This is a genomic window from Amycolatopsis sp. NPDC024027 (genome assembly GCF_040638975.1).
Lineage (GTDB): Bacteria > Actinomycetota > Actinomycetes > Mycobacteriales > Pseudonocardiaceae > Amycolatopsis.
The window spans coordinates 262,462-280,858 of record NZ_JBEZYY010000012.1; the positions used below are offsets into that span (position 1 = coordinate 262,462).

Below are 18,397 nucleotides of genomic sequence, written 5' to 3' on the forward strand. Positions count from 1 at the left end.
GGGCACGACCGGGCCGGCCGTCGTGGCCGCCGTCCGGGCGCGCGAGCGGGGAGGACCACCGGATGACGATGTCGCTGTCGGCCGAGCTCTGGCCGGACGTGCAGCCGGAGACCGCCCGGCGGCTCATGCTGGCCGGCGTGGAGGCCTTCGCCCAGCGCGGCTACCACGCCACCACCACGCGGGACATCGCCGCCGCCGCGGGGATGTCGCCCGCCGCGCTCTACGTGCACTTCCCCTCCAAGGCCGCGCTGCTGTTCGCGATCAGCCGGTACGGCCACGAGCAGACGCTCGCGCTGGTCGAGAACGTCGTCGCCAAGGAGTCCGATCCCGTCGAGCGGATCCGGCTGATCGTCGAGGACTTCGTGGCGTGGCACGCGCGGCGCCACACCGTCGCGCGGGTGGTCCAGTACGAGCTGCAGGCGCTGCCCGAGCAGGAGTTCGAGATGGTCGCCGAGCTGCGGCGCCGGATCGAGCGGATCGTGCGCGAAGTCATCGCCGAGGGCGTCGAGAGCGGCGTGTTCACCGTGTCCGATCCGCACGTCGCCGCCCGGGCCGTGCTTTCACTCGGCGTCGACGTCGCCCGCTGGTACAGCGAGCGCGCCCGCCAGACGCCCGCGGCGCTGGGCAAGGAGTACGGCGGGCTCGTGCTGCGGATGCTCGGCGTCGGCATGGCGCCCCAGTAGCGGACACATACTGTCCGCTACCTCTGCCACGCTGGCCTCGTGCACCACGTCCTCGACGCGCGGGCCCTCAACCGCGCCACCCTCGCCCGGCAGCTGCTGCTCGAGCGGGCCGGCCTGCCCGTGCTCGACGCCGTCGCCCACCTCGGCGGCCTGCAGGCGCAGGAGCCGCAGGAACCGTTCACCGGGCTGTGGTCGCGGCTGCGCGCGTTCGACCCGGCCGCGCTGGACGCCCTGCTGACCGGGCGGCGCGTCGTGCGGACCCACCTCATGCGCCGCACCGTGCACCTGCTGACCGCCGTCGACGTCCTGGCGTGGCGGAGCCGGTTCGACACGATGCTGCGGCAGCGGGTCGTCGGCACCTACCGCCGCGAGCTCGCGGGTGTCGACTTCGCCGAGCTCGCCGCGACGGGCCGGGCGGTGCTGGCCGACGGCGAGCCCCGCTCGATGGGCGAACTCGCGCGGGCGGTCGCCGACCGGTGGCCCGCGCCGGGCCCGCGTCCGCTCGGCGAGCTGCTGATCGCCGCGTTGATCCCGTCGGCGCAGCTGCCGCCGCGCGGGTTGTGGCGCACCAAGGCGGGCGTGCGGAACCTGCCGCTGGCCACGTGGCTCGGCCGCGACCCCGACCCGCTCGACCCGGACGACGGCGTCGGGCGGACGCTGGTCCGGCGCTACCTCGCCGCGTTCGGCCCGGCGGCGACGGCGGACCTGCGCGCGTGGTCGGGCCTGGCCGGCCTGCCGGCCGCGGTGAAGGCGGTGCGCGAGGAGCTGCTGGTCTTCCGCGACGAGCGGGGACGCGAGCTGCTCGACCTGCCCGAAGCACCCCGCCCCGACCCGGACACGATGGCACCGGTCCGGTTCCTGCCGGCGTTCGACAACGCGATCCTCGGCTACGACGACCGCTCCCGCATCATCGACGACGCCCACCGCGGGCTCTCGGTCGCGGGCGAGCGGGTGGTCCTGGTCGACGGCCGCGTTTCCGCGACGTGGACGACGGAGAACGACACGGTCGTGGTCCGGCCGCTGCGGCGGCTGACCGGGGCGGAACGCGAAGAGCTCGCGGCCGAGGGCAGCGAGCTGGCGGGGTTCTTGAGCGACGGCGAAAGCGCTTGCGTCCGGGTCGAGACGACCTAGCTCGCCCGGCGCTCAGCCGACCGCCCGGGCGAACCGTTCCGCCACTTCCCGCAGCCGCTCGACCAGCCCCGGCGGTGCCTCCTCGACCACGAAGTCGAAGCCCCACTGGGCCAGGTAGTACGGCACCGTGTCCAGGGTGTTCGCCCCGGTCCGCACCCGGCAGCTGTGCTCGTCGATCGCCTCCACCACTCCGGCCGTCGGCGGCACGCGCCGGGCCACCGCGCCGGCCGGGGCGGCCACGCGCAGGACCAGCTGGTGCGGGTAGACCGCCGTCGAGATCTGGCGGGAGACGTACTCCGCGAGGTCCGCCGCCGGGGGCTCGCGCGGCGTGAACCGGAAGCCCACCGCCGGCACCCCGGCGATCCGGTCCACCCGGAAGGTGCGCCAGTCCGCGCGGTCGAGGTCGAACGCGACCAGGTACCAGCGCCGCCCCGTGTGGACCAGCCGCAGCGGCTCGGCCGACCGCTGCGTCGCGGCCCCCGACCGGTCGCCGTAGCCGAACCGCAGCCGTTCCTGGTCGCGGCAGGCGGCCGCGATCGTCGTCAGCACCGAGGCGTCCACCGTCGGGCCGGCCCCGGGCAGGGACACCGTCGCCGCCTGCAGCGCGCTCACTCGCGGCCGCAGCCGGGGCGGCAGCACCTGTTCCAGCTTCGCCAGCGCGCGCACCGACGTCTCCTCGATGCCGCTGACCGTGCCGCTCGCCGCCGTGCGCAGGCCGACCGCGACCGCGACGGCCTCGTCGTCGTCCAGCAGCAGCGGCGGCAGGGCCGCGCCCGCGCCCAGCCGGTAGCCGCCCGCCACCCCCGGCGTCGCGTGCACCGGGTAGCCGAGGGAGCGCAGCCGCTCGATGTCGCGGCGGATCGTGCGGACGTCGACCTCGAGGCGGGCCGCGAGGTCGGCACCCGGCCAGTCCCGGCGCGCCTGCAGCAGCGAGAGCAGCCTGAGCAGCCGTTCCGAAGTGCCGTACATGGCACGCAGTGTGCCAGACATCGCGGACAGCTCCTGTCCGCGATCGGCCGGAAGGTGCAGTCCGGGCTTCAAACACTTGCCAGGCACCACCCCGGGCGGAAAGAGTGACGCATGCCGATCGATCCGCACACCCTGCTCGCCGTCGCCCGCGAAGAAGCCGAGCGGGGCAAGGCCGAAGGGGGCGTGCCGATCGGGGCCGCGCTGTTCGACTCCGCGGGCACGCTGCTGGGCCGCGGGCACAACCGGCGCGTGCAGGACGGCGACCCGTCGATGCACGCCGAAACCGCGGCGTTCCGCAACGCCGGCCGCCGCCCGCACTACCGGGACACGATCATGGTCACCACGCTCTCGCCGTGCTGGTACTGCTCCGGGCTCGTCCGTCAGTTCGGTATCGGGCGCGTCGTCATCGGTGAGGCCGAGACGTTCCACGGCGGGCACGACTGGCTCGCCGGGCTCGGGGTGGAGATCACCCTGCTCGACGATCCCGGCTGCACCGCGCTGATGACGGAGTTCATCGCCGCGCGCCCGGACCTGTGGTTCGAGGACATCGGGGTGGAGAAGTCCGAATAGGACAGTGCAGGGACAGGACAGTACCGATCGGACCCGCTCGATCGGACATGCTTGACCAACAGTGCTTTACAGGAGCCGGTATGCCGTCATCCGTTCCGCTCGTGGACCTTTCGCCGTGGTTCGCGGGCACGTCCGAGGGCCGGGCCGAAGTGGCGGGCCGGCTCGACCAGGCGCTGCGGGAGTCCGGCTTCCTGCTGGTCACCGGGCACGGCGTCCCGGACGACCTGCGCCACCGGACGCGCGAGCTGGCGCGGCAGTTCTTCGCGCTGCCCGAGGAGGTCAAGCAGCGCTACGCCGTCACGGTCGGCGGCCGCGGCTGGCTGCCGCCGGGGGTCGAGGCCAACGGGTACGCCGAGGGCACCGAGACCCCGCCGGACCTCAAGGAGTCCTACTCGGCGGGCGCGGACACCCGGACCGGCGTGGCCGAGGTCGACGGGTTCTGGTTCCAGCCCAACGTCTGGCCGCACGAGGTACCCGGCCTGGGCGAGGTGGCCACGGAGTACATGCGCCGGATGCGGGCGCTGGCGGACCACCTGCTGGAGATCTTCGCCGCGGCGCTCGGTCTTGCCCAGAGCCACTTCACCCGCCACACCGCGCACCCGACGTACACGTTCAACATCAACTGGTACCCGCCGATGACCCACGTCGGCCCGCCGGCGCCGGACCAGTTCCGGATCGGCCCGCACACCGACTTCGGCACGGTCACGGTGCTCGACCGCCAGGCCGGCGTCGGCGGCCTGCAGGTTTGCACGGCCGACGGCGACTGGGTGGACGCGCCGTTCCATCCGGAGGCGTTCACGGTCAACATCGGCGACCTGATGGCCCGCTGGACGGGCGACCGCTGGCGCTCGACGCGCCACCGCGTCCTTCCCCCGGCCGCGACGGCACCCGACGAAGATCTCGTTTCGTTGATCTTCTTCTACGAAACCGATCACGACGCGCGGATCACGACGCTGGCACCACCGCTGGGCACCCGGACCTACCCCGAGGTGATCGCGTCGCAGTACCTGAAGGAAAAACTGGACGCGATCACGATGAGCTGATTTTCAGCCGCAGATCTGCTGGGCGGTTGCTGCCCATTCCCGCTCAGCGGGATTACCGGTTGCCCGGCCGCGCTCACGGCCGGATCACGACGCCGGTTCAGCGCAGACCGTCCGGTTGCGGCCCGCCGCCTTCGCCCGCAGCAGAGCCGCTTCCGCCGCCAGCAGCGCTTCGTCGAGGAGCCCGGCCGAACAGCCCGCCACGCCGATCGACACCGTCACCCCGACGAACTGCGGGCCGTCGCCCGAAGCCTTCAGCGCCACCAGCGTCGAGGCGATCCGCAGGCGGATGCGCTCGGCGATCGCCATCGCGTCGAAGGGGCCGGTGCCGGGCAGCAACACGGCGAACTCCTCGCCGCCGGAACGGCCCACGAGATCGGCGGCCCGGACCTCGTCGCGCAGGGTGCCGGCCACCGCACGCAGGACGGCGTCGCCGATCCGGGTGCCGTAGCGGTCGTTGAGCAGGCGGAAGTGGTCGAGGTCGAGCAGCAGCACGGCCGGGCCGGATCCGCCGGGCCGGTCCAGCCGGGCCTCGGCGGCGCCGCGCCAGGACGCGGCGGTCAGCACGCCGGTGCCCGGATCGAGGGTGACGTGGTCGCGGCGGCCGCCGCCCAGCCCGCCGCGGTGCAGCACGACAGTGGCGCCGGCCAGCACCGGAACCAGCAGCGGCGCGGCCACCGCGGCCCAGGCGAGCGGAAGGCCGAAGGCCGTCATCGCGACGTCGAAGGCGTACGCGGGTGCGGCTTCGCGTGGCCGCCGGGGCCCGTCGGCGCCGGTCACGAGCGCGGCGTTGACCGCGAGGAAGGCCAGCCCGGCGGCGGTGAGCAGGAGGACGGTCCGGGAGCCGAGGACCTCGCCGAGCGGCCGGACGCCGGTCGCGGTGAGGAAGGCCCCCGCGACGAGGCCGGCGAGCGCCGTCGCCGCGGCGCCGAACGCCTGCCGGTGAACGGGTCTTCTGCGGACCCGGAACCACTGGTGCAGCGCGGAGAGCACGACCAGCGCGACGGCGAGACCGGGGCGGAGCACGAGCACCCCGGCGAAGATCCACGGCGTGTCGACGCCGGGGCCGAGGAGGGTCTCCTCGCGGTGGCGCTCGACCGGCCGCACGAGCTCCGCCGACACGAGCATCCCGGCCGCGAGCAGCGCGAACGGCGTCAGCATCGCGGCGAGCGGCGGGAAGCGGAGGGCGGCGAGCACGACGGCGGCGACGGCGAGGGCGTCGATCCCAACGACGTAGCAGACCTGGGCGCGGCGCGGCAGCCGCCACAGCGCCCACCGCCGCGGGGCCCAGCGCTGCGGGACGAGGGCGGCCAGGAACCGGCCCGGGCGGCCTTCCCCGCCGGCGGCGACCGTGGAATCCCCCACCATTTCGGCAAAGTAGCCGGAATGCGGGCTCATGTCGATCCGCCTTCAGGGGAATTTAACACGGTGGCGGGCTCCGGGCACCGTGGGTCATTTTCCGACCGACGGAGGGTTGACACGCAACATTGGTCTAGTCCACTGTGTGGTGGCACACAGCACTCCTCCCGGGTTGATCCCGCCGCCTCAAACCGGAGGTGCTCCACCTGCGCGTTTCGGAGGACCCCCATGAAATCAGTGCGCCGTCTCCTCACCCTCGCGGCCGCGGCTTCGGCCGCGCTGGCGACGACGGTCGGGCTCGCCCCGCAGGCCATGGCCGCGGTCGACCCCGTGCTCGCCTCCCCGTACCTGTACCAGTGGGGCGGGCAGACCAGTCCGACCGCCGCGATGTCCGCGACCGGCGTGAAAGCGTTTACGCTCGCGTTCGTCCTCTCGGACGGCTCCTGCAACCCCAAGTGGGACGGCAGCCGGTCGCTGACCGGCTCCGACAAGACGATGATCCAGAACATCCGCAACGCGGGCGGGGACGTGATCCCCTCCTTCGGCGGCTGGTCCGGCACGAAGCTGGGCTCGAAGTGCACGTCGGCCTCCGCGCTGGCGGGCGCCTACCAGAAGGTGATCGACGCCTACGGGCTCAAGGCGATCGACCTCGACATCGAGAACACCGACGAGTTCCAGAACAACACGGTGCAGGACCGCATCCTCAACGCGGTCAAGCTGACCAAGCAGAAGAACCCGAACCTGAAGGTCGTCATCACCATCGGCACCACCACGACCGGCCCCGACTCGTGGGGCAAGCGCCTGATCAACCAGGCCAAGGCGATCGGCGCCCCGGTCGACGTCTGGTCGGTCATGCCGTTCGACTTCTCCAGCGGCGGTGACATGGCCGCCCTGACGAAGTCCGCGGTCGACGGGCTGAAGAACCAGCTCAAGACCACGTTCGGCTGGAACGACGACACCGCCTACCGGCACAGCGGCCTTTCCTCGATGAACGGCAAGACCGACAACGCGGGCGAGACCGTCACGGTCGCGAACTTCAACTCGATCCGCGGCTACGCGACCAGCCACCACCTGGCCCGGTTCACGTTCTGGGCCACCAACCGCGACTGCAGCGGCGGTGGCGAGTGCAGCGGGATCAGCCAGGACAAGTACGCGTTCACCAAGATCGTCGCCGGCTACACCGGCTGACCCACCGGACCCGTAGTGGGGCTGTCGGGGGCCCTCTCACCGGCATCGGGGTCGGTGAGGGGGCCTTCGCGGGTCAGCGCCGCGGCCCACCGGGGTAGGGCCCGCAGGAGTACGGGTTGCACTGGTAGGGGTTCCAGATGACCGGCGGCGGGCTCGTCTTGGTCGTGGACGGGGTCGTGGGTGGTGGTGGCAGCTCGATCGTGACGGTCGGAGTCGGGGTCGGCGTCGGCGTCCGGCGCGCGTGCATCACCGCCGGCGACGGCGTGGTGGTCTCGGTCGGGACGGCCAGCACGGTCGAGGACGGCACGGCGGTGGCCGGCTGCAGCTGAGGGAACTGCGTGGAGCCGGGCACGGAGTCCGGCTGCGCCGCCAGCACGACGACCAGCCCACCCAGCACGACGATCACCACCGACGCCAGCGCCACCCGGGCCGCCCCACGCGGCCCGGCTTCCGGCTCGACGTCCCGGCGCGCCGCCAGCTCGGCCGCCCTCGAGCCCGGTTTGCGCGGCCGCGCCCCGGTCTGCTTGAGCAGCTCGTCGACCGTGACCCGGTCCCGTCGCCTGCGCGCGCTGCGCGTCATGCACGACCTCCACCCGATTCCCCCACGCCGCGCTCGCCCGCGACGCATGATCCCGGTGGATAGTAGAAACCCCTGCGGCAATTGTAAACGCGCTGATCGCCGCGCTCTCGTTATCGTTTCGAGACAACCGGATCGGCTTTCCGGCCGTAGCTGTCAACGAGGCGCCAACCGACGCCGCAACCCCGCCACCCGGGCAACCCCGGAAGCCTCCCACTCCGCTACCGCGCCCCCGGCCCAAACCTCAACGAGCCACGAACCCCGGTGCCCGCCGGGTCACTGGGGTGAACTCGGCAGCCCCAACGCCGCAACCCCACTACCGCTCGACACAGCCGGGCCGCGCTCCCAGCCCACCGTCAACGAGGCGCCAACCGACGCCGCAACCCCGCCACCCGCCGGGTCACCGGGGTGAACTCCGGCAGCTTCAGCAGCGCCAGCAACCCGAACGGCACGGCCATCCCGAGCAGCCCCTGCACCGGCAGCTTCACCCACGCCCCGGGAATCACCCCGAGCGACGCGGGCACCGCGCGCCCGGCGAGCACCGCGGCCACCACCCCGAGCCCGCTCACCGAGAGCGTGATCAGCCCGACCCGCAGCGACCGCTTGCTGCACAGGTGCCCGAGCCGGACCCACAGCCACACCTGGCCGAGGACGGCCCCGACCACGAACCCGGCGCCGTTGACGAGCATGACGCCGTAGACGACGTGCTCGCCGTCGAGCAGTCCGCGGCACAGGAGCAGCAGCGGGATCTTCACCGCGGTCATCACCAGCATGATCAGCGTGGGCGTGCGGGCGTCCTTCATCGCGTAGAACACCCGCAGCTGCAGCATGACCAGCGCGAAGGGCAGCAGCCCGACCGCCGACACCGCCAGGGTCTGGCCGAGCCGCTCGGCGTCGTCGAGGGTGCCGCGGCCCCAGGTGAAGATCGCGATGCCGATCGGCGTGCCGACCACGGCCAGCACCGCCGAAATGGGCACGAAGAGCACCGTGGACATGCGGGAAGCAAGCGAGAGGTCGCCGACGAGCGAGACCGTGTCGCCGTCCGCGGCGGCGCGGCTCATCCGCGGCATCAGCGCCGTCAGCAGCGAAACGCCGAGGATGCCGTACGGGAGCTGGAAAAGCAGGGACGCGTAGCTGTAGGCCGTGACGCCGCCGCTGTTGCCGCCGGTCAGCACGCGGGTGGTGATGACGAACCCGACGTGGCTGACGACGACGTAGCCGAGGATCCACGCGGCGAGCCCGCCGAACTCCTTGATCCGCGGGTCGAAGCCCCAGCGCCAGCGGAACCGGAACCCCGTGCGCAGCAACGCCGGGATGAGCACGACTGCCTGCGCGACGATGCCGAGGGTGGTGCCGATGCCGAGCACGAGCAGCTTGGGATCGCTCATCCGGACCGGGTCGAGGGTCAGCTCCCCCGGCACGAACGCGAACACCACGAGCGTGCCGGTGACGACGACGTTGTTCAGCACCGGCGCCCAGGCCGGCGGGCCGAAGACGTTCTGCGCGTTGAGGATGGCCGAGAGCAGCGCGAAGAGGCCGTAGAAGAGGATCTGCGGCAGCAGCAGGTACGCCAGCGCGGTGGTCAGGCCGGAGTTGGCGGTCTCGGACGATTTGTCGACGTAGAGCGCGGTGAACAGCGGGGCGATCGCCACCGCGACGGCCGTTCCGACGGCGAGCAGCACCAGCGCCATCGTGATGAGCCGCTGGGTGTAGGCGCGGCCGCCGTCGGGGTCGTCGTGCGAGCGCACCAGCAGCGGCACCACCACGCTGGCCAGGACGCCACCGAAGAGCAGCTCGAAGACGATGTTGGGCAACGTGTTCGCGACGGTGAAGGAGTCGTTGACGACCCCGGCCCCGACCACGGCGGCGAGCAGCAGCTTCGCGATGAACCCGGTGACCCGGCTGACGGCCGAGGCGACCGCCATCCGGCCGCTGGAGCGGGCCAGCGACGAGCCGGCACCTTCCCCGCGCCCGGCGCTGACCGGCGACGCGGGCGGCCGCGCGACGATCTGGCCGGCGAACTCGTCGTAGGCCCGCCGGGAGACGTCGGGGTCACGGGTCGGCCAGTGCGGGCCCCGCAGCTCGCTCGGGAGGAAGACCGTCGCCTCGTTGTCCATCGGTGGGGGGTGCTCCGCCATGGGGACAAGCCTGCCAGGTCGGCGACCCGGGATAAATCGAACGGCTGTGCGAAGTCACGACCCTGCGTGACGCATGATCAGCCGCTCAGGCGGCGACGGTGATCGCCAGCGCCGCGCGGCCCGCCTCGGTCAGCTCGGCGGCGACGCGGCCGGTGGCCCCATCGGCGCCGGGACGGAGGTAACCGCCGTGGGCCAGCGCGTGGGCGGTCATCTGATCGCAACAGGCGAATCCGTCGATGAAGAGGTCGGGCTCACAGCTGCACGTCATCTGCGCACGACCGGCGGCCACCGCCCTCAGCATGGCCATCGCGCGGTGGGTGAGCTCGACTCCTGAACCGGACACCGGACTGCCTTCCTTGTTTGTTCGCCACTACAACGGGTTATTCGCCCATTGGGCCGATTGTGTTACTTACGGCACTAGGACGTCCGGGGTGTGGGTGAGGTTCCCCGGGCGGAAAAGTCTGTCTCGAGGCAGACGCGCGCGGCGCCGCCGGCTGCTCGAATCGAGGCATGGAAGCACTGTTCAAGCACGTGGCCGCGGTGGCTCTGCTGCTCGTGACCGGCGCCGGGACCGCTACGGCGGACGAGGGCTTGGCGTGGCGGGACTGTTACGACGGCTTGTCGTGCACCGGGATCGAGGTACCCGCTGACTGGGACCACCCGGCCGCCGGGGCCACCGTCACCGTCCCGTTGCTGCGGATCCCCGCGCGCGAGCGGAAACTCGGCACCCTGCTGGTGAACCCGGGCGGTCCCGCGCAGTCGATCCCGCTCTTCGCCGTGCCGGGCTTCCGCGACCAGTTCACCGACCTGGCGGCCCGGTTCGACGTGGTGGTGTTCGACCCGCGCGGCCTCGACGTCACGTGCCCCGGGCCGACTCCCGCACCTCTGCCGGGGCCGCTGACCAAGAGCGCGTATGACGCCTACGCCGCCGCCAACGCGAAGTTCGCGGCGGACTGCACGGCGGCCCCCGGTCCCCTCGGGGCCCGTCAGGTCGCCCGCGACATGGACGTGATCCGGGCCCGGCTGGGCGAGCCCCGGCTGAACTACTTCGGCAGCTCGTACGGCACGGTCTACGGGCAGGAGTACGCGGCGCTGTTCGGCTCCCGCGTCGGGCGCATGTACCTCGACAGCGTGCTGGACCACACCCGGTCCGATCCGGCGGCGTGGGCCCGGGCCGGCGCGGTGACGGCCGAACGCAACCTGTTCCGGATGGCCCGCTGGTGTGCGGCGGACCCGAGCTGCGCGCTGCACGGGCGTGACGTGATCGCGGTGTGGGACGCGCTGCCGGCGGGGACGGCCGTCGCGTGGGCGGCCGCCCGGATCGGCGACGACCGGAGCTGGCCGGCGCTGGCGGCGGGCCTGGCCGCGGCCGAAGCCGGGGACACCTCGGCGGTGACACCCCACCCGGCCCCGCCCGACGCCCGCCTCGCCCGGACGGCGTTCTGCGCGGATTTCCCGGACCCGGCCCGGTTCCCGGCCGCCGAACGGGTGGAAGCCGAGCTGCGGGCGGCGGCGCCCCGGCTGGGCTGGGCAGTGCACCCGTGGCGGGTGTCGGGACAGTGCGCCGGGCTGCCCCGGACCGGGCTCAACCCACCGGCACCCCTGCCCCCGATGCCCCGGGTCCTGGTGGCCAACGGCGACGACGACCCGCTGACGCCCGCGGAGCACGGCCGCCGGGTCGCGGCGCAGCTGCACGGGAGTTATCTGCCGTCGGCGGGGAACCACGCGCTGTACCTGCGGGGGAACGCGTGCGTGCGCGGCTACGTGCACCGGTGGCTGGGGGACGGGCAGCTGCCGCCGGCGGAGGCGCGCTGCGGAAGCGCGGGCTGACCGGCGGGGTGGCTGACCGGCCCGGCTTTCACCGCCACGGCTCCACGGCTCCACGGCTCCACGGCTCCACGGCAACACTGCTGCCTGGGCCGCTCAATGCCCGCGCCCCAAGCCGGCCGAAGCCCTTGCCGGCGAGCGCAACCACGCCAACCCGCGGCCGCCCGGCCAACCGGAACCCGCCCAGCAGCCAGCCGAACCCGCACCGCACAGCCCACCGCAACCCACTCACCGGCCAACCGGACCCCGCACATCAGCCAGTCGGAACCCCCGCCCACCAGCCAGCCGGACCCGCACCGCTCAACCAGCCGAACCCGCACCGCACCGCACCGCCAACCGCAACCACACCCAGCCACCCAGCCCCGCCGGCTTCATCTCGAAGCCGCACTACGAACTCACCGGACGTGTACAACGTGGACATGGCCATCGACCACCCGAGCAGCCCGGGGCCGTGGCAACCGCCGGCTTTTCTCCGCAGCGCCACCGGTGATCTCGTCGTCACCGGCGCCGCCGCGGTGGTCGTGCTGGGGCTCGGGCTGGCCGAACGGGCCGGTGCCGAGCCGCTCGCCGTCGGGGCGGGGGCCGCCGCCGTGGCCGCGCCGCTGCTGCTTCGGCGCCGCTTTCCGCTCTGCGCCGCCTTGCTCTGCGCGGCCGTCGTCATCGCCCTGCCGCTCTGGCCCGGGCGGCTGGTCGCCATGGCCGCTTTCGGGTCGGCCGCCTACCACCGGCCGCGGCCGCGCGTGCTCGGTTGCTCCGTGGGCTGGCTGCTCGTCCTGGCCGTCGCCGGGGTCCGTCCGGCCGGCGCCGCCACCTACACCGACCTCGTGCTGCTCGGCGTCGCGCCGGTCGCGGCCGGGTACGCCCTGCGGCTGCACCGGGACCGCGCCGAGCACGCCGAGCGCCTCTACCGGGCGGAGACCCGGCGGGTCGTCGCCGAGGAGCACGCCCGCGTCGCCCGGGAGGTGCACGATGCCGTCGGCCACCACCTCACCGTGATCCGGCTGCAGGCCACCGCGGTCCGCCACGTCGCCCGCGCGCTGCCGCCGGCCGCCGACCGGGCGCTGGCCACCATCGCCGACGCCTCGGCCACCGCCCTCGCCGAAGTGCGGGCCGTGCTGCCGCGAACCGGCAGCTCACTGTCCGATTTGGACACCCTGGTCGAGCGCACCACCGGCCCGGACCGCACGGTCACCCTCACCCGGTGCGGCTCGCCGGACGTGCCACCGCTGCTCGGCCACGCCGGCTACCGGGTGGCTCAGGAAGCGTTGACCAACGTCCTGCGCCATTCCGACGCGACCCGCGTGCACCTCGACGTCGACCACCGCCCGGACGCCGTCGTGATCACCGTCGCCGACAACGGCTCCACCACCCCCGGCGCCCCGGCCGAAGGCAGCGGCCTGCGCGGGATGCGGGAGCGGACCCGGTTGCTCGGCGGCACCCTGGAAATCGGGCCCAACGACCCGACCGGCTGGCGCGTCGAAGCCCGGCTCCCGCGATGATCCGCACGTTGCTCGCGGACGACCAGGAGCCGGTCCGCTGGGCCCTGCGCCTGGTGCTCGACGCCGAGGACGACATCGAGGTGGTCGGCGAAGCCGCCGACGGCGCCGAAGCCGTCGAGAAGGCCCGGTACGGCGGCGTCGACGTCGTGGTGCTGGACCTGCGGATGCCCCGGCTGGACGGGATCGCCGCCATCCGCCGGATCGGCGAATCGGTCAACCCGGCGCCCGCGGTCGTCGCGCTGACCACGTTCGACGTCGACGAATACCTGTTCGGGGCGCTCGCGGCGGGCGCGGCCGGGTTCGTGCTCAAGGACAGCGAACCGGCGCTGCTGGTCGGCGCGGTCCGCGCGGCGGCGAAGGGGCAGGGCCTGCTCGACCCGCAGGTCACCCGCCGCACCCTCCGCCGGTTCGCCGCCCCCGCACCCCGGCGCGCGCCGGACGGCTTCGACCGCCTCACCCCGCGGGAACTCGAGGTGCTGCGGCTCGTGGCGAAGGGCATGAGCAACGCCGAGATCGCCGCTGCCCTCGTCGTCGGCGAAGGCACGGTCAAGACGCACGTGGCCCGGTTGCTGGCCAAGCTCGGCCTGCGCAACCGGGTGCACCTGGTGATCCACGCCTACGAACACGGCCTCGCCGACGACCGCTGACTCAGGCCGCGCCCCAGAAGGCGTCCTCTTCGGCCGGGTCGCCGGAGAACGGCCACGCTTCGTACTCGACCCTCGGCGGCACCTCCGCGTACGCGTGCCGCTCGACGAGCCCGTCGCGTTCGAGGTCGCGCAGGGTTTCGGCGAGGACCTTGCCGCTGATCCCCTCGACGGTGGCGCGCAGGTCGCCGTGAGCACGCTGAGCGGGGGGGTTCGGCTAGGTCAGCCGCAGCTCCAGGGTGCGGGCCCATTCGCGCACGATCTGACGCCGCCGGCGGGTGTCGTCGGTCAGGAGGTTGGCCAGGCCGAGCCCGCGGGCCAGGTCGAGGGTGGCCTGGACCAGCTCCCGCACCCCCGGCCGGGACTCGTCGACGCCGAGGAGCTCCACCGTCACGCGGTGCGCCTCGCGGCCGACCCGGGCTTCCAGGGGCACCAGCACGTCCCGCAGCGCCTCGTCGGTCGCCGCCACCGACCACAGCTGGAGGGCCGCGCGGAACAGCGGGCCGGTGTACAGGTTGAGGACCATCTCCACGACGCGCTCGATGCGGGACGCCCCGCTCGGCAGGCCGGCCGCCTGGGCGCGCAGCTCGTCGATCTGGGCTTCGCCGAGCAGGTCGACCGCCGCCACCACGAGGTCCTCGCGGGCCGGGAAGTGGTGCTGGGCCGCGCCGCGGGAAACGCCCGCCCGCTCGGCGATCCCGGCCACCGTCACGCCGTGCCAGCCGCGCTCGCCGAAGCTGTCGAGGGCGGCCTCGACCAGGCGCCGCCGCGTGGTGCGGCTGCGCTCCTGCTGGGGTTCGCGGATGCCGGTCAAGCCGGGTCCACCCAGAAGTCGAGCTGCAGGTCTTCCTCCGCGGTGTCGCCGATGCGGTACTTCGCGAAATCGGTGACGCCTTCGGCCCGCAGCACTTCGTCGTCGAGGAAGAAGTGGCCGGTGACCTCCCGGCTGGGCTTGGTCAGGATCGCGTGGGCGGCGTCGGCCATGATCGCCGGCGTCCGGCTGCGCGAAGCCAGTTCCGCGCCGACGACGTTGCGGATCGCCGCGGTGTCGATCGTGGTGCGCGGCCACAGGGAGTTGACCGCGACGCCGTCCTTCTTCAGTTCCGCGGCGAGCCCGACGGTCACCAGGCTCATCGAGTACTTGGCGATGCTGTAGGCGAGGTGCCCGGCGGTGAACCACTTCTCGTCGAGGCTGATCGGCGGCGACAGCGTCAGGATGTGCGGGTTCGCCGAGGCACGCAGGTGCGGGATGGCCAGTTTGGACAGCAGGAACGTGCCGCGCGCGTTGATGTCCTGCATCAGGTCGTAGCGCTTCATGCTGACCTGGTCGGTCGGGGTCAGGTCGATCGCGCTGGCGTTGTTCACGACGACGTCGATGCCGCCGAACTGCTCGGCGGTCTTCGCCACCGCGGCGGCCACCACGTCGTCGTCGCGGACGTCGCCGAGGATCGGCAGCGCGTGCCCGCCCGCCTTCTCGATCGCTTCGGCCGCCGTGTGGATCGTGCCGGGCAGCTTCGGGTGCGGCTCACCCGTCTTGGCCAGCAGCGCCACGTTCGCGCCGTCGGCGGCCGCCCGGAGCGCGATCGCCTCGCCGATGCCGCGGCTGCCACCGGACATGATGATCGTCTTGCCGTCCAAAGTAGACATGTCGGCTCCTAGTAGGACTTCGGGAGGCCGAGGCTGTGCTGGCCGACGAAGTTGAGCACCATCTCGCGGCTGACCGGCGCGATCCGGCCCAGGCGCACCGCCGTCACCAGCGTGCCGAGGCCGTATTCGGTGGCCAGGCCGTTGCCCCCGTGGGTCTGCACGGCCTGATCGGTGGCCCGGATGGCGACCTCGGCGGCGGCGTACTTCGCCATGTTGGCCGACTCCCCTGCGCCGAAGTCGTCACCGGAGTCGTAGAGCGACGCCGCTTTCTGCGTCATCAGCTTCGCGAGTTCCAGCTCGATCTTGATCTCGGCGAGCGGGTGCGCGAGGCCCTGGTGGGTGCCGATCGGCGCGCCCCAGACCCGCCGCTCGTTCGCGTAGCCGACGGCCTTGGCCAGCGCGTACCGCGCGATGCCGAGGGAGAACGACGCGCCCATGATGCGTTCCGGGTTGAGGCCCGCGAACAGCTGCGCGATCGCCGCGTCCTCCTCGCCGACCAGCGCTTCGGCCGGGAGCTTGACGTCGTCGAGGAAGAGCGAGAACTGGTCCTCCGGCGCGACGATGTCCATCGGGATCTTCGTGTACTCGAAGCCCTCCGTCCCGGTCGGCAGGATGAACAGCGCGGGCTTGAGCTTGCCGGTCCTCGAGTCCTCCATGCGGCCGACGACGAGCACCGCGTCGGCCTCGTCGACGCCGGAGATGTAGACCTTGCGTCCATTGAGGACCCAGCCGTCACCGTCCCGCTTCGCGGTGGTCGTGATCTTGTGCGAGTTCGACCCGGCATCGGGCTCGGTGATCGCGAAGACCATCCGCTTGGTGCCGTCGGCGATGCCGGGCAGCCACTGCTTCTTCTGCTCTTCGGTGCCGAAGCGGGAGATGACGGTGCCGCAGATGGCCGGCGAGACGACCATGAGCAGCAGCGGCGAGCCCGCGGCGGCGAGTTCTTCGAGCACCGCGGCGAGGTCGGCGATGCCCGCGCCCCCGCCACCGTACTCTTCGGGGATGTTGACGCCGAGGTAGCCCAGCCGGCCGGCCTCGTCCCAGAGTTCGTGGGTCTTCTCGTCGGCGCGGGCCTTGCGGGCGTAGTACTCGTGCCCGTACTTGGCGCCGAGCTCGGCGACGGCCTTCCGGAGGGCGATCCGCTCTTCCGGCTCGATGAAGTTCATGGCATTCATGCTTCGTCTCCCACCACAGCTAGGATCGTGCCCACTTCGACCTGTTGGCCCACGGTCACCGGCAGCTCGGTCACCACGCCGTCGGCGGGGGCGGCGATCCGGTGTTCCATCTTCATCGCTTCGAGCCACAGCAGGGGGTCGCCGGCCTTGACCGCGTCCCCGGCCTGCACGGCGAGCCGGACGACGGTGCCCGGCATCGGCGCGACGAGCGAACCGGCGGCCAGCGCCGCGTCCGGGTCGGCGAACCGCGGTGCCGCCGTCAGCGCGACCGAACCGAGCGCGGAGTCCACATAGGACGTGCCGTCCTGGCGGGCGACGTCGAACGCGCGCCGCACCCCGGCGACGTCCAGGATCACGCGCCCCGGCTCAGCCGACACCAGCTCGGCTTCGAACCCGTCCGCCTTCAGGCCGTCGCGGGTGAGCGAGTAGACGACCTCGTACTCGCGGTCCGCGACCGAGAAGACCTTGCGCTGCCCGGCCGAGCGGACGTTGCGCCAGCCGCTGGGCAGCCGCGCCTGCGTGGTCGCCGACGCCCGGTTGCCCGCCGCGTCCGCCAACGCCGACGCGAGGGCCGAGAGCCGCTCGGTGTCCACCGTGGCCAGGGGGGCGGCCAGGGTGTCGAGGCCGTGCCGGTCGAAGAACGCGGTGTCCGTCTCCCCGGCCAGGAAAGCTTCGTGGCGCAGGATGTTCACCAGGAGATCGCGGTTGGTGACCACACCGTGGATCTTCGCCGCCGACAAGGCCTTCGCCAGCCGCCTCGCCGCTTCGGCGCGGGTGGGCGCCCAGGTGATCACCTTGGCGAGCATCGGGTCGTAGTGGACGCCCACCACCGAGCCGCTCTCGAAGCCGGAGTCCAGCCGGAGCCCAGCGCCTTCGGTGAACTGACGGTCCACATCGGGCACTTCGAACGTGTGCAAGGTGCCGCTCTGCGGCTGCCAGCCCGCCGCCGGATCCTCGGCGTAGAGCCGGACCTCGATGGAGTGTCCCACCGTGGGCGGCGGGTCGGCCGGGAGGCGCTCGCCCTCGGCGATCCGCAGCTGCAAGGCAACCAGGTCGAGCCCCGTGACGTTCTCGGTGACCGGGTGCTCGACCTGCAGCCGAGTGTTCATTTCGAGGAAGTAGAAGCGGCCGTCGGGCCCGGCGAGGAACTCGACCGTGCCCGCGCCGACGTAGTCGATCGCCTGGGCGGCCTTGCGCGCGGCGTCGAACAGCTCCGCGCGCAGGGCGTCGTCGACGAACGGCGAGGGCGCCTCCTCGACGACCTTCTGGTGGCGGCGCTGGATCGAGCACTCCCGCTCACCCACCGCCCACACCGTGCCGTGCCGATCGGCGAGCACCTGGACCTCGATGTGGCGTCCGGTCTCCAGGTAGCGCTCGCAGAACACAGTCGGGTCGCCGAACGCCGACGCGGCCTCCGCACTGGCGCCTTCCACCGCCTCGGCCAGCTCGTCGAGCGACCGGACCACGCGCATCCCGCGACCGCCACCCCCGGCGGACGCCTTGACCAGCAACGGCAAGTCTTCGGAGGTCACCGACGCCGGGTCCAGTTCGGACAGGACCGGCACCCCGGCCGCGGCCATCAGCCGCTTCGACTCCACTTTGGAGCCCATGGTCTCGATGGCCTCGGGCGGCGGGCCCACCCAGGTGAGCCCGGCGTCGAGCACGGCGCGGGCGAACGCGGCGTTCTCGGACAGGAAGCCGTAGCCGGGGTGGACGGCGTCGGCGCCGGTCTCGGCCGCGGCCTTGACCAGCAGCTCCGCCCGCAAGTACGTCTCCGACGGCGCGTTGCCGGGCAGCCGGACGGCCGCGTCGGCTTCCCGGGCGTGCGGTGCGGCGGCATCGGCGTCGGAGAACACCGCGACGGTGCCGATCCCGGCGTCGCGGCAGGTGCGGAAGACGCGGCGGGCGATCTCGCCGCGGTTGGCGACCAGCAGGTTCTGGATCATCGCT

Annotated in this window: 17 protein-coding genes and 1 pseudogene; 8 read left to right on the forward strand and 10 right to left on the reverse strand. The window is 72.9% G+C overall.

Annotated features, from left to right (window positions below):
• The first annotated feature begins 62 nt into the window (after window positions 1–62).
• Window positions 63–683: a TetR/AcrR family transcriptional regulator gene (locus AB0F52_RS28370; RefSeq protein WP_360177391.1), complete on the forward strand. Its 621-nt coding sequence runs from the start codon at window positions 63–65 to the stop codon at window positions 681–683.
• 39 nt (window positions 684–722) lie between these two features.
• Window positions 723–1,814, forward strand: coding sequence for a winged helix DNA-binding domain-containing protein (locus AB0F52_RS28375; protein ID WP_360177394.1), 1,092 nt, complete (start codon window positions 723–725; stop codon window positions 1,812–1,814).
• A gap of 12 nt (window positions 1,815–1,826) precedes the next feature.
• Here the strand turns inward: AB0F52_RS28375 and AB0F52_RS28380 are convergent, their stop codons facing one another.
• Window positions 1,827–2,783 carry a YafY family protein gene (locus AB0F52_RS28380; RefSeq protein ID WP_360177397.1) on the reverse strand — a complete coding sequence of 319 codons (957 nt, stop codon included), beginning with the start codon at window positions 2,781–2,783 and terminating at the stop codon, window positions 1,827–1,829.
• 111 nt (window positions 2,784–2,894) lie between these two features.
• Here AB0F52_RS28380 and AB0F52_RS28385 point away from each other — a divergent pair, with 111 nt between their 5' ends.
• Window positions 2,895–3,353, forward strand: coding sequence for a nucleoside deaminase (locus AB0F52_RS28385; protein WP_360177400.1), 459 nt, complete (start codon window positions 2,895–2,897; stop codon window positions 3,351–3,353).
• An 80-nt stretch (window positions 3,354–3,433) separates the two neighbouring features.
• Complete coding sequence (locus AB0F52_RS28390) at window positions 3,434–4,396, forward strand: 2-oxoglutarate and iron-dependent oxygenase domain-containing protein (protein ID WP_360177403.1); 963 nt, start codon at window positions 3,434–3,436, stop codon at window positions 4,394–4,396.
• An 84-nt stretch (window positions 4,397–4,480) separates the two neighbouring features.
• Here AB0F52_RS28390 and AB0F52_RS28395 read toward each other — a convergent pair whose 3' ends face one another.
• Entirely contained in the window at window positions 4,481–5,761 is a 1,281-nt protein-coding gene (locus AB0F52_RS28395) for a GGDEF domain-containing protein (RefSeq protein WP_360177406.1), read from the reverse strand.
• A gap of 219 nt (window positions 5,762–5,980) precedes the next feature.
• Between AB0F52_RS28395 and AB0F52_RS28400 the strand changes: the two genes are divergently transcribed.
• Window positions 5,981–6,940 carry a chitinase gene (locus AB0F52_RS28400; protein ID WP_360177409.1) on the forward strand — a complete coding sequence of 320 codons (960 nt, stop codon included), beginning with the start codon at window positions 5,981–5,983 and terminating at the stop codon, window positions 6,938–6,940.
• 73 nt (window positions 6,941–7,013) lie between these two features.
• Here AB0F52_RS28400 and AB0F52_RS28405 read toward each other — a convergent pair whose 3' ends face one another.
• The 3 genes from AB0F52_RS28405 to AB0F52_RS28415 all read right to left on the reverse strand — a co-directional run bounded on the left by AB0F52_RS28405 (window position 7,014) and on the right by AB0F52_RS28415 (window position 9,998).
• On the reverse strand, window positions 7,014–7,520 hold the full coding sequence (locus AB0F52_RS28405; RefSeq protein WP_360177412.1) for a hypothetical protein: 507 nt from the start codon (window positions 7,518–7,520) through the stop codon (window positions 7,014–7,016).
• Between the two features lie 353 nt (window positions 7,521–7,873).
• Window positions 7,874–9,634, reverse strand: coding sequence for a murein biosynthesis integral membrane protein MurJ (murJ, locus tag AB0F52_RS28410; protein ID WP_360177551.1), 1,761 nt, complete (start codon window positions 9,632–9,634; stop codon window positions 7,874–7,876).
• A 106-nt stretch (window positions 9,635–9,740) separates the two neighbouring features.
• Window positions 9,741–9,998 carry a hypothetical protein gene (locus tag AB0F52_RS28415; protein WP_360177415.1) on the reverse strand — a complete coding sequence of 86 codons (258 nt, stop codon included), beginning with the start codon at window positions 9,996–9,998 and terminating at the stop codon, window positions 9,741–9,743.
• Between the two features lie 167 nt (window positions 9,999–10,165).
• Here AB0F52_RS28415 and AB0F52_RS28420 point away from each other — a divergent pair, with 167 nt between their 5' ends.
• From AB0F52_RS28420 to AB0F52_RS28430, 3 genes are all read left to right on the forward strand, one after another.
• A complete protein-coding gene (locus tag AB0F52_RS28420) occupies window positions 10,166–11,485 on the forward strand; it encodes an alpha/beta fold hydrolase (RefSeq protein WP_360177418.1) in 1,320 nt (439 codons plus the stop codon).
• 416 nt (window positions 11,486–11,901) lie between these two features.
• Window positions 11,902–12,981, forward strand: a complete 1,080-nt coding sequence (locus AB0F52_RS28425) for a sensor histidine kinase (RefSeq protein WP_360177421.1) — start codon at window positions 11,902–11,904, stop codon at window positions 12,979–12,981.
• Entirely contained in the window at window positions 12,978–13,628 is a 651-nt protein-coding gene (locus tag AB0F52_RS28430; protein ID WP_360177424.1) for a response regulator transcription factor, read from the forward strand. The genes AB0F52_RS28425 and AB0F52_RS28430 overlap by 4 nt, the downstream gene beginning before the upstream one ends.
• Window positions 13,629–13,686: 58 nt before the next feature.
• On the opposite strand, the pseudogene AB0F52_RS28435 reads toward AB0F52_RS28430, so the two are convergent.
• From AB0F52_RS28435 to AB0F52_RS28455, 5 genes and pseudogenes are all read right to left on the reverse strand, one after another.
• Window positions 13,687–13,818 (reverse strand): annotated as a pseudogene (locus AB0F52_RS28435) (winged helix-turn-helix transcriptional regulator); the annotation flags it as partial.
• 24 nt (window positions 13,819–13,842) lie between these two features.
• Entirely contained in the window at window positions 13,843–14,439 is a 597-nt protein-coding gene (locus AB0F52_RS28440; protein WP_285990127.1) for a TetR family transcriptional regulator, read from the reverse strand.
• Window positions 14,436–15,272: an NAD(P)-dependent oxidoreductase gene (locus tag AB0F52_RS28445; protein WP_360177427.1), complete on the reverse strand. Its 837-nt coding sequence runs from the start codon at window positions 15,270–15,272 to the stop codon at window positions 14,436–14,438. The genes AB0F52_RS28440 and AB0F52_RS28445 overlap by 4 nt, the downstream gene beginning before the upstream one ends.
• A gap of 8 nt (window positions 15,273–15,280) precedes the next feature.
• Window positions 15,281–16,447, reverse strand: coding sequence for an acyl-CoA dehydrogenase (locus tag AB0F52_RS28450; protein WP_360177430.1), 1,167 nt, complete (start codon window positions 16,445–16,447; stop codon window positions 15,281–15,283).
• Window positions 16,444–18,393, reverse strand: coding sequence for a biotin carboxylase N-terminal domain-containing protein (locus AB0F52_RS28455; RefSeq protein WP_360177433.1), 1,950 nt, complete (start codon window positions 18,391–18,393; stop codon window positions 16,444–16,446). The genes AB0F52_RS28450 and AB0F52_RS28455 overlap by 4 nt, the downstream gene beginning before the upstream one ends.
• Between the last annotated feature and the right edge of the window lie 4 nt (window positions 18,394–18,397).

What these genes read in the sequence shown, in the direction of transcription:
- AB0F52_RS28370 (WP_360177391.1), top strand. Translation starts at nt 63, where the DNA reads ATGACGATGTCGCTGTCGGCCGAGCTCTGGCCGGACGTGCAGCCGGAG.
- AB0F52_RS28380 (WP_360177397.1), bottom strand. Translation starts at nt 2,783, where the DNA reads ATGTACGGCACTTCGGAACGGCTGCTCAGGCTGCTCTCGCTGCTGCAG.
- AB0F52_RS28385 (WP_360177400.1), top strand. Translation starts at nt 2,895, where the DNA reads ATGCCGATCGATCCGCACACCCTGCTCGCCGTCGCCCGCGAAGAAGCC.
- AB0F52_RS28390 (WP_360177403.1), top strand. Translation starts at nt 3,434, where the DNA reads ATGCCGTCATCCGTTCCGCTCGTGGACCTTTCGCCGTGGTTCGCGGGC.
- AB0F52_RS28395 (WP_360177406.1), bottom strand. Translation starts at nt 5,761, where the DNA reads ATGGTGGGGGATTCCACGGTCGCCGCCGGCGGGGAAGGCCGCCCGGGC.
- AB0F52_RS28400 (WP_360177409.1), top strand. Translation starts at nt 5,981, where the DNA reads ATGAAATCAGTGCGCCGTCTCCTCACCCTCGCGGCCGCGGCTTCGGCC.
- AB0F52_RS28405 (WP_360177412.1), bottom strand. Translation starts at nt 7,520, where the DNA reads ATGACGCGCAGCGCGCGCAGGCGACGGGACCGGGTCACGGTCGACGAG.
- murJ (WP_360177551.1), bottom strand. Translation starts at nt 9,634, where the DNA reads ATGGACAACGAGGCGACGGTCTTCCTCCCGAGCGAGCTGCGGGGCCCG.
- AB0F52_RS28420 (WP_360177418.1), top strand. Translation starts at nt 10,166, where the DNA reads ATGGAAGCACTGTTCAAGCACGTGGCCGCGGTGGCTCTGCTGCTCGTG.
- AB0F52_RS28425 (WP_360177421.1), top strand. Translation starts at nt 11,902, where the DNA reads ATGGCCATCGACCACCCGAGCAGCCCGGGGCCGTGGCAACCGCCGGCT.
- AB0F52_RS28430 (WP_360177424.1), top strand. Translation starts at nt 12,978, where the DNA reads ATGATCCGCACGTTGCTCGCGGACGACCAGGAGCCGGTCCGCTGGGCC.
- AB0F52_RS28445 (WP_360177427.1), bottom strand. Translation starts at nt 15,272, where the DNA reads ATGTCTACTTTGGACGGCAAGACGATCATCATGTCCGGTGGCAGCCGC.
- AB0F52_RS28450 (WP_360177430.1), bottom strand. Translation starts at nt 16,447, where the DNA reads ATGAATGCCATGAACTTCATCGAGCCGGAAGAGCGGATCGCCCTCCGG.
- AB0F52_RS28455 (WP_360177433.1), bottom strand. Translation starts at nt 18,393, where the DNA reads ATGATCCAGAACCTGCTGGTCGCCAACCGCGGCGAGATCGCCCGCCGC.